Annotated in this window: 7 protein-coding genes; 3 read left to right on the top strand and 4 right to left on the bottom strand. The window is 58.3% G+C overall.

The window, feature by feature from the left end:
• Positions 1-254: 254 nt before the first annotated feature.
• Together AU465_RS25025 and AU465_RS25020 are read right to left on the bottom strand one after the other, a co-directional pair.
• Positions 255-536, bottom strand: a complete 282-nt coding sequence (locus tag AU465_RS25025) for a hypothetical protein (protein WP_192254249.1) — start codon at positions 534-536, stop codon at positions 255-257.
• Between the two features lie 1,022 nt (positions 537-1,558).
• Positions 1,559-1,834, bottom strand: coding sequence for a hypothetical protein (locus AU465_RS25020; protein WP_192254247.1), 276 nt, complete (start codon positions 1,832-1,834; stop codon positions 1,559-1,561).
• 161 nt (positions 1,835-1,995) lie between these two features.
• Here AU465_RS25020 and AU465_RS25015 point away from each other — a divergent pair, with 161 nt between their 5' ends.
• On the top strand, positions 1,996-2,250 hold the full coding sequence (locus tag AU465_RS25015) for a hypothetical protein (protein WP_192254245.1): 255 nt from the start codon (positions 1,996-1,998) through the stop codon (positions 2,248-2,250).
• 543 nt (positions 2,251-2,793) lie between these two features.
• On the opposite strand, the gene AU465_RS25010 is transcribed toward AU465_RS25015, so the two are convergent.
• Positions 2,794-3,675: an ATP-dependent DNA ligase gene (locus tag AU465_RS25010; RefSeq protein ID WP_246506373.1), complete on the bottom strand. Its 882-nt coding sequence runs from the start codon at positions 3,673-3,675 to the stop codon at positions 2,794-2,796.
• A 146-nt stretch (positions 3,676-3,821) separates the two neighbouring features.
• Here AU465_RS25010 and AU465_RS25005 point away from each other — a divergent pair, with 146 nt between their 5' ends.
• Positions 3,822-4,718, top strand: a complete 897-nt coding sequence (locus tag AU465_RS25005) for an ankyrin repeat domain-containing protein (protein WP_192254243.1) — start codon at positions 3,822-3,824, stop codon at positions 4,716-4,718.
• 339 nt (positions 4,719-5,057) lie between these two features.
• Here AU465_RS25005 and AU465_RS25000 read toward each other — a convergent pair whose 3' ends face one another.
• On the bottom strand, positions 5,058-5,960 hold the full coding sequence (locus AU465_RS25000) for a hypothetical protein (RefSeq protein ID WP_192254242.1): 903 nt from the start codon (positions 5,958-5,960) through the stop codon (positions 5,058-5,060).
• Between AU465_RS25000 and AU465_RS24995 the strand changes: the two genes are divergently transcribed.
• A complete protein-coding gene (locus tag AU465_RS24995; protein WP_192254240.1) occupies positions 5,959-6,117 on the top strand; it encodes a hypothetical protein in 159 nt (52 codons plus the stop codon). The two genes, AU465_RS25000 and AU465_RS24995, sit on opposite strands and share 2 nt — an antisense overlap.
• Positions 6,118-6,232 lie beyond the last annotated feature (115 nt).

Below are 6,232 nucleotides of genomic sequence, written 5' to 3'. Positions count from 1 at the left end.
CTGTCGTGAGTGAACACAATTGGTGTTGCGACGACCGCTTGAATCCGCCCTATCTGCTTCTCGGGCTGGATCCATCGGCCTCGCCTATTCGCCGTGCTGGTGATCGCCATAGCACGCACCGCCTAAGAAACGGCGGTGGCGGCGGCGTGAGGCTGCGGAAACAAAATGGCTGAAACGCCCGAGCGGGGAGAAGCCCTTTGGGGTACCCTCTGAAGGCGGACAGAAAGAGTCCGCCTTCTGTCAGACAGCTAGTTTCAGCCGCCCATCTTCTTTGCCATCGCGCAGAAATCTGCATGCGACTTGTTGAGCGTGGTATCGCCGCAGTCTTTCAACACCGCCTTCTGTTCATCTGGTTTCATGGCCTTCCATGCGGTCATGAAATCCTTTTCCGACTTCAAGGTTTTCATGCCGGCATCGGTGAAGAACGGCGACATCTTGGCCGGATCGTCAAGCGCGGACGTGTTACCAGCGGCGAGTGCTGAACCAGTCATCATTGCAAGCGCCATTGCGCCCACTGTGAGCATCTTGATGTTCATTTGATTCCTCCTTTCAGGTCACGTGTGACCCGTAGGGAGGAACGTGCCTTACTGATCTCGGGTTCCAAGCGCTCTAGCGCCTTCTTCGGCAAAGGCGAAAAGATGGCCCGCTACCAGGGCGGCGTAGCAACGGGCCTGTGACACAGAGATACCGGATAGAATTTGGGGACAGGCATCCGGCTAGGCCCAAAAACGGCGGTCGACAAAGTTTTGTTCCGGCCCGGCACTGAAAATCGTCAATCCGCTCCCCTTGCAGGGCCGATACTTGCGTTGCATTCTCGCACAAAAGGGGGTGTTTCGATGGGAGTTTTAATTATTCTCGTGGGTTGCTTGAATTGCTGATGGGGGTCGTGACGTTGGCCGCCGCGAAGTCAGCGATCCACGAAACTCTTGCAGTTACCGCGTTCGGCTTCGGCTCTGTTACCTTTGCGCTTGGGGTAATCAGTTTGCAGCTCCGCGCTCGACCTCGATAAGTCCGATGAAGGCAGCGGGCTGTTTCTCGATTGTCTTGGGGCTGTTAACCGGCGCTGCGAACGCCGAGACGCCGAAGCAGGCCTACGAGGCTTGCCTTGCCACCACGATGGATAGGATGTTGCCACACAGGCAGCAAACCCAACTGGCAAATGGGGGAATCTACTTATGCTTTTTTGTTCCTGACCGCAGCCACTCAAACGTGGAAGCGAAGTGCGCACTTAGCCTCGTTCAATTTCCAGGCCTCATTGGCACCTTTGGTCCCTCTCTACATCGCCGCCATCACCGCTCTGATGCTCGCCAGCGCGATCTGGTTCTATCTGCGCCGCGATTTCATAGGCATGGCCGCCTGTCTGATCATAGCTGGGTTGGCCACTGTATGCGTTGCTGGATAGGTACCTATCCGCTTCGTCCTTACGGATGTGTGCCGATCATTGCAGCAGGGGCGTATATTCATCGTCAGCCGGTGCTCTCTCGCCCCCGAGAGATTCCCACCGGTTAGGCCCGGCGTTCGCTAGCCTACCCCGCCAGCCTGCCGGGCCGCTCCCGTGTCAGGGACAGGGCGTCCAGCCCTTGCGCTTGTTCGGCGTCGCCGCATGGTTCGTGAACTGCAGGTTGCGATCCTCTCGGCCGGCGCGGCGGCATTCGTGGCAATAGATCACCTTGATCAGGTCCCAATACATCGCCCCATGATCCGGGCCTAAGTGCTTGACCAGCGCGGCGACGTCCAGCACCGCATTGCGCTTGCAAGTCAGGCAGTCAACCGAAATGCCAGTACCGGCCTCGAGCTTTTTGCCGAGCGTATCCTCTGTGAATGGAAATTTCATTGTCTTGGCGATCTCCGGGAATGAGGTCGCCGCACCGGGGAGGATTATATTCCTGAGTTAGGTTCAATGATCAAGCTGAACCTCGTATATCATTTTGCATAGCGCCAAGCTGTAAACGGCGTACAATGCACCTGTCGTCCGATCTAAATGGCTACGGATGCTTGGAAGAGCTCATCACGCTTTCGCCCTACTCAAACAAGGGAAATGCGGAGATGAGGACCCTCTGGGGCATAGCCGACCCCGAACAACTGGCTGCGCTCGGAAAACTCTTGGAAGCCTACGCGAAAGAGATGGGCATCTCTGGCGACGAGGAAGCGCGTGAGCGTTTGGCAGAGCAGATTTTGGTTCTGTTCAACGATGGCGTAGCGCCGGAGGAAATCAGGCGACATTTGGATTCTAGTCCAGCTTCGCCCTAGAGAAACCTCAAGCATCTACGCGATCAATCTCGCAGTGACATCAAACACCATGCGGCGGGCCTAACGGAACCGTCGCGGCCGGCGTCTTCAGGCATTGCTCACGAGCGGCGCCGGCCACCTTTCCGGGCGGGATCAGCAGAACCTGAAATATAGTAGCCGGCCGAGCGCCTCTGACGCAGTTCAACGCTTGTTCAGACTGAAGTCCCGGCAGCCAAGGCAATTGGCTGAGACGCGCAACTAACACCTTGGCAGCGCATTTGCTTGCAGCCACCGAGCGAGTCCCTTCATCGGTGGTGTGCGGGTGCCTGCTGTCATCGAACAGCGGCGGGCACTCGCCACAGGAGATCACATGCAGCTTGATGATGTAGCAGACGTATCTGACCAACCCTATGGACCGGAATCGTTCGCCGAGAAATATGGCCTGTCCAAGAGGCTGGCCGTGACCATGCTTCGCACAAATGGGCCATCGCGCCGAGCATGCGACGCCGCGGCAAAGACATATCTCGCGTATATCGCGTTACAACGCCGCCGGCAGGACAGAGGCTAATCCTCTTCACGAAAGTCCTGCAGCGAAGCATGCCGCAGGTCATCCTCGCCCCGGAGATGCTTCACACGACCGATCAGTCCCGGCTTGACCCATTGTGTCGCCGGCCGCTTCATGCCCTTCGGCGCCGTCCCTGGGTGCTCCTGGACGCGCTGCCAAAGCCGTTCGCGCATTTCCCGGTTCAAGGTGATGAAGGCGCTGCCGACATAGCGCCCTGTGCCACGCTCTGCCATGAGCGCGAACGCCGGCTTGCCAGCCTCCCGCTCGACGCCTAGCAACTCGTACTCATCGATCGTGTAGCATTTCGCCTTTAGCCAGTTGGTCGACGGTCCGGAGCGATATTTGCTGTCCTTCCGCTTCGAGACGACACCCTCTAGCCCTGCCTGCTCGACCAGGTGAAAGACGGCCGCTCCTGTGCCTGGCAGAGCCTCGCTGAACTGGATCCGCTGTCCCGCCGGGATCATCGCCTGCAGCACCTCTCGTCGGTCCTCCAGCGGCATGTCGCGCAAGTCGTGGCCGTTGAGATGCAGGAGGTCGAAGGCGACGAAATAGAGGTCGTGCTGGCGGCGGGTGATGGCTTTGCGCAGCTCGCCGAAGTCGGAAACGCCGGCCTCATTTAGGACGATGATCTCGCCGTCGATGATCGCGCTTTGAACGTTGAGCCCTTTGGCGGTCTCGACCAGGTGGCGATATTTTGCAGTCCAGTCGCGGCCGCGGCGGGTGAATATCTGAACCTCGCCATCATCGAAGATGATCTGCGAGCGGTAGCCATCGAACTTCACCTCATGGATCCAGCCATCACCTTCCGGCGGCTTGCCGACAAGCGTCGGCATCAGTGGCGGAATGAACTTCAACCGGCCCCCGCCAGCACGCTTACGCATGGAAACGCCCCGCAACTCGAATTTGAATCAAATAGCGGGGAGCAGTTTCCGTTCCGTTAGCAGTTACTGAAATACCTTGCCGCGATTAGGTATTCGCACTAACTTTGCCCTTCTCGAAGCGTGCCGACCTCCAGAGGGGGTGCCGAATGCGCGACGTTTTGCCTTTCATTCTCTTACTGCTTGTACCCATTCCGACTGCATCGTATGCCGCCGCCATCCACGACGCCGCAACGAAGGGCGATGTCGCGGCGATTACGGCAGCGCTCGACGCAGGTGCCGGCGTTGACGAGAGCGATGGGAAAGCGACACCACTCTATCTTGCGGTCAAGGGTGGGCATTTTGCAGCGGCAAAAATGCTCATTGAACGCGGTGCCGACGTCAACGCCGCCCCGACACCGCTTTTGGGTCCTGCCCTCATGCCGGCTTTGGCAAAACGCAGGATCGACTTGATCAATCTGTTGCTGGACGGGGGCGCAAATCCAAATTCGAAGCGCAGCCGCGAAAACGCTATCCACATCGCGGTCAATCTCGGTTGCTTCGATTGCGTGAAGGCACTGGTCGAGGCCGGCGCGGACGTGAATGCGAAGACAAAGGACGGCAAGACACCGCTCCATCTGGCAAAATTCAAGGGGCTACGCGAAATCGCTGACTATCTCATGTCGCACGGCGTCGTCTTGCCGACGCCAGCTCCGATCTCGATGAAGTTGGCTACTGCCGATGTCGAGAAAGGCCGAACCTCCTTCAGCCACCTGTGTGCCGGTTGCCACAATGTCGAGCCACAGGGAGGGACCAAGACGGGGCCGAACTTGTGGAGCGTCGTCGGCCGCGATAAGGCCTCTATGGCAAAAATGCGTTACTCCGACACCTTGCTGGGCTGGGAAGGCGTGTGGACGTACGAGGACCTGAACAAATATCTGCTTGAGCCCATGGTCACTACGCCGGGCGTTTACATGGAGATGCCTGGTGTTCCCGACGAGACTGAACGGGTCAACCTGATCGCCTACTTGCGCACACTCAGTGACAAGCCGATCCCGCTACCCTAAATCGATGAGGCCTGCGTCGGCTAGTTTGCTTAATAGCCGCCTTTGGTGATCTTAAGGGGGCGGCGATAGGAGCCTCGCCAGCGCGCGTTTTTGCTGGCCGCTGTCCCTACACCGTTGAAGCATCTGGCGCGTACTCGGTGCCAGCCCGTGGCGTCCCGCGCCTGGCCCACTGAGCCAATGACGGGGTTGCCGGCGCGCTGGCGACGCTGCCGGCGAGCGCCGACCTGGGGGCAGCGCTGAACGTGGTGGGATGAAATTCATCCCCTCACTAAGTAGATTCTAAGCCGGCGATTTAGGTTCACCCGGCCTTGTCGTAGTCTTCAAGGAGACGGGCAGCGATTAGGATGTCGCATCTAACTCGGTCCTTGCCCACGGCATCCGCCTGCTTGCAGTTGAATCCAGCGGCACGCCCGATCGCTCCAAAGCCTTGCCTGCTGTAGCGTCGTATACGGCATCGAAATGGCCCGGCGCCATTCGCTGCTTGATCCATGCAATGGTCGCCCGTTCTGCAAAATTGTCGTTCGCTGGTTGAGCGAGGTCATCAGCATACGTGCGGCCTTCGTCACGCAAACGATGATCCTTCAGCTTCACCTGCCGAGGATGGACAGTATTGTCTGGATACTTGTTGCTCTTCCGGTCGACCCATGTGTCGTCGCCGTTAAGCGGGTGCTTGTTCAACCGATATCCGATGATGATGCCAACCTGATTGAACTTGAACCGCCCTGATTGAGCGGTGCTACAATAGGCGCGCTCTACGGGCGGGCTGTAAATCGGCCGACCGTACTCATCTTGTCCGATTTGCATTCCCGGCGCGGTTGCGGTGGAAGGCTCGTGCATATTCATCGGGCCATTGAAATAGTCTTCCACGATCTTCTCGGCGCTCCGCCCTTCACATTCAACGGAGTCGTCCTGGCCGCATTCGTCTTCGTAGTCGGCTTTGCCGTCGAGCCATTTCGGATATGCGTTTTCAGACTCGGCTCTGGAAAGATGTTCGTCCATTCGATTGAGCGTATGGATGGCCAAGAGGTTTTCGTAAGGGTTGTCGAATAGGCGCCCGTTCACTGCGCGGTCGATGACCGGATTGAGGTGGGTGCGGCAGTTATCATTGTCGGCGCGAGCCCCAGGTTTTGAAAGAACCGGTCGACAAGCCGGGTAATGCCGCCCGCTGTGCGCGATAGGGAAAGCAGGGCAGGAACTAAATCCGCGCCCTTGTTGTTTCCTCCTGGCAAGGGAGGAAACCATGCTCAGATTTCTGCTCGGCCTCGGTGTCATCTACGTAGTATTTCAGATCGGCCGCGAGTACGGCCGAACCGAAGCCGAGGTTATGCTTATGCCACCCGTCGATTATGAGCGACACCCTCGGCCGCGGGGCTACGATGAGCTTGAGGAGACGACTTAACGTCGATGGATGGCGCAGTTATCTAGCCACCCGCCCGATGTTTTGGCGTCAGAACACATCCGCCCTATGACCGGGATTACTCGCATTGTGAGCATCCGCGTCAGCCTGAGCCTGG

The sequence above is a fragment of the Mesorhizobium silamurunense genome (assembly GCF_014843905.1).
In the GTDB taxonomy this organism is placed as follows: Bacteria; Pseudomonadota; Alphaproteobacteria; order Rhizobiales; family Rhizobiaceae; genus Mesorhizobium; species Mesorhizobium silamurunense.
The sequence above is the reverse complement of the archived record's forward strand: the minus strand, read 5'-3'. Positions and strand labels throughout refer to the sequence as shown.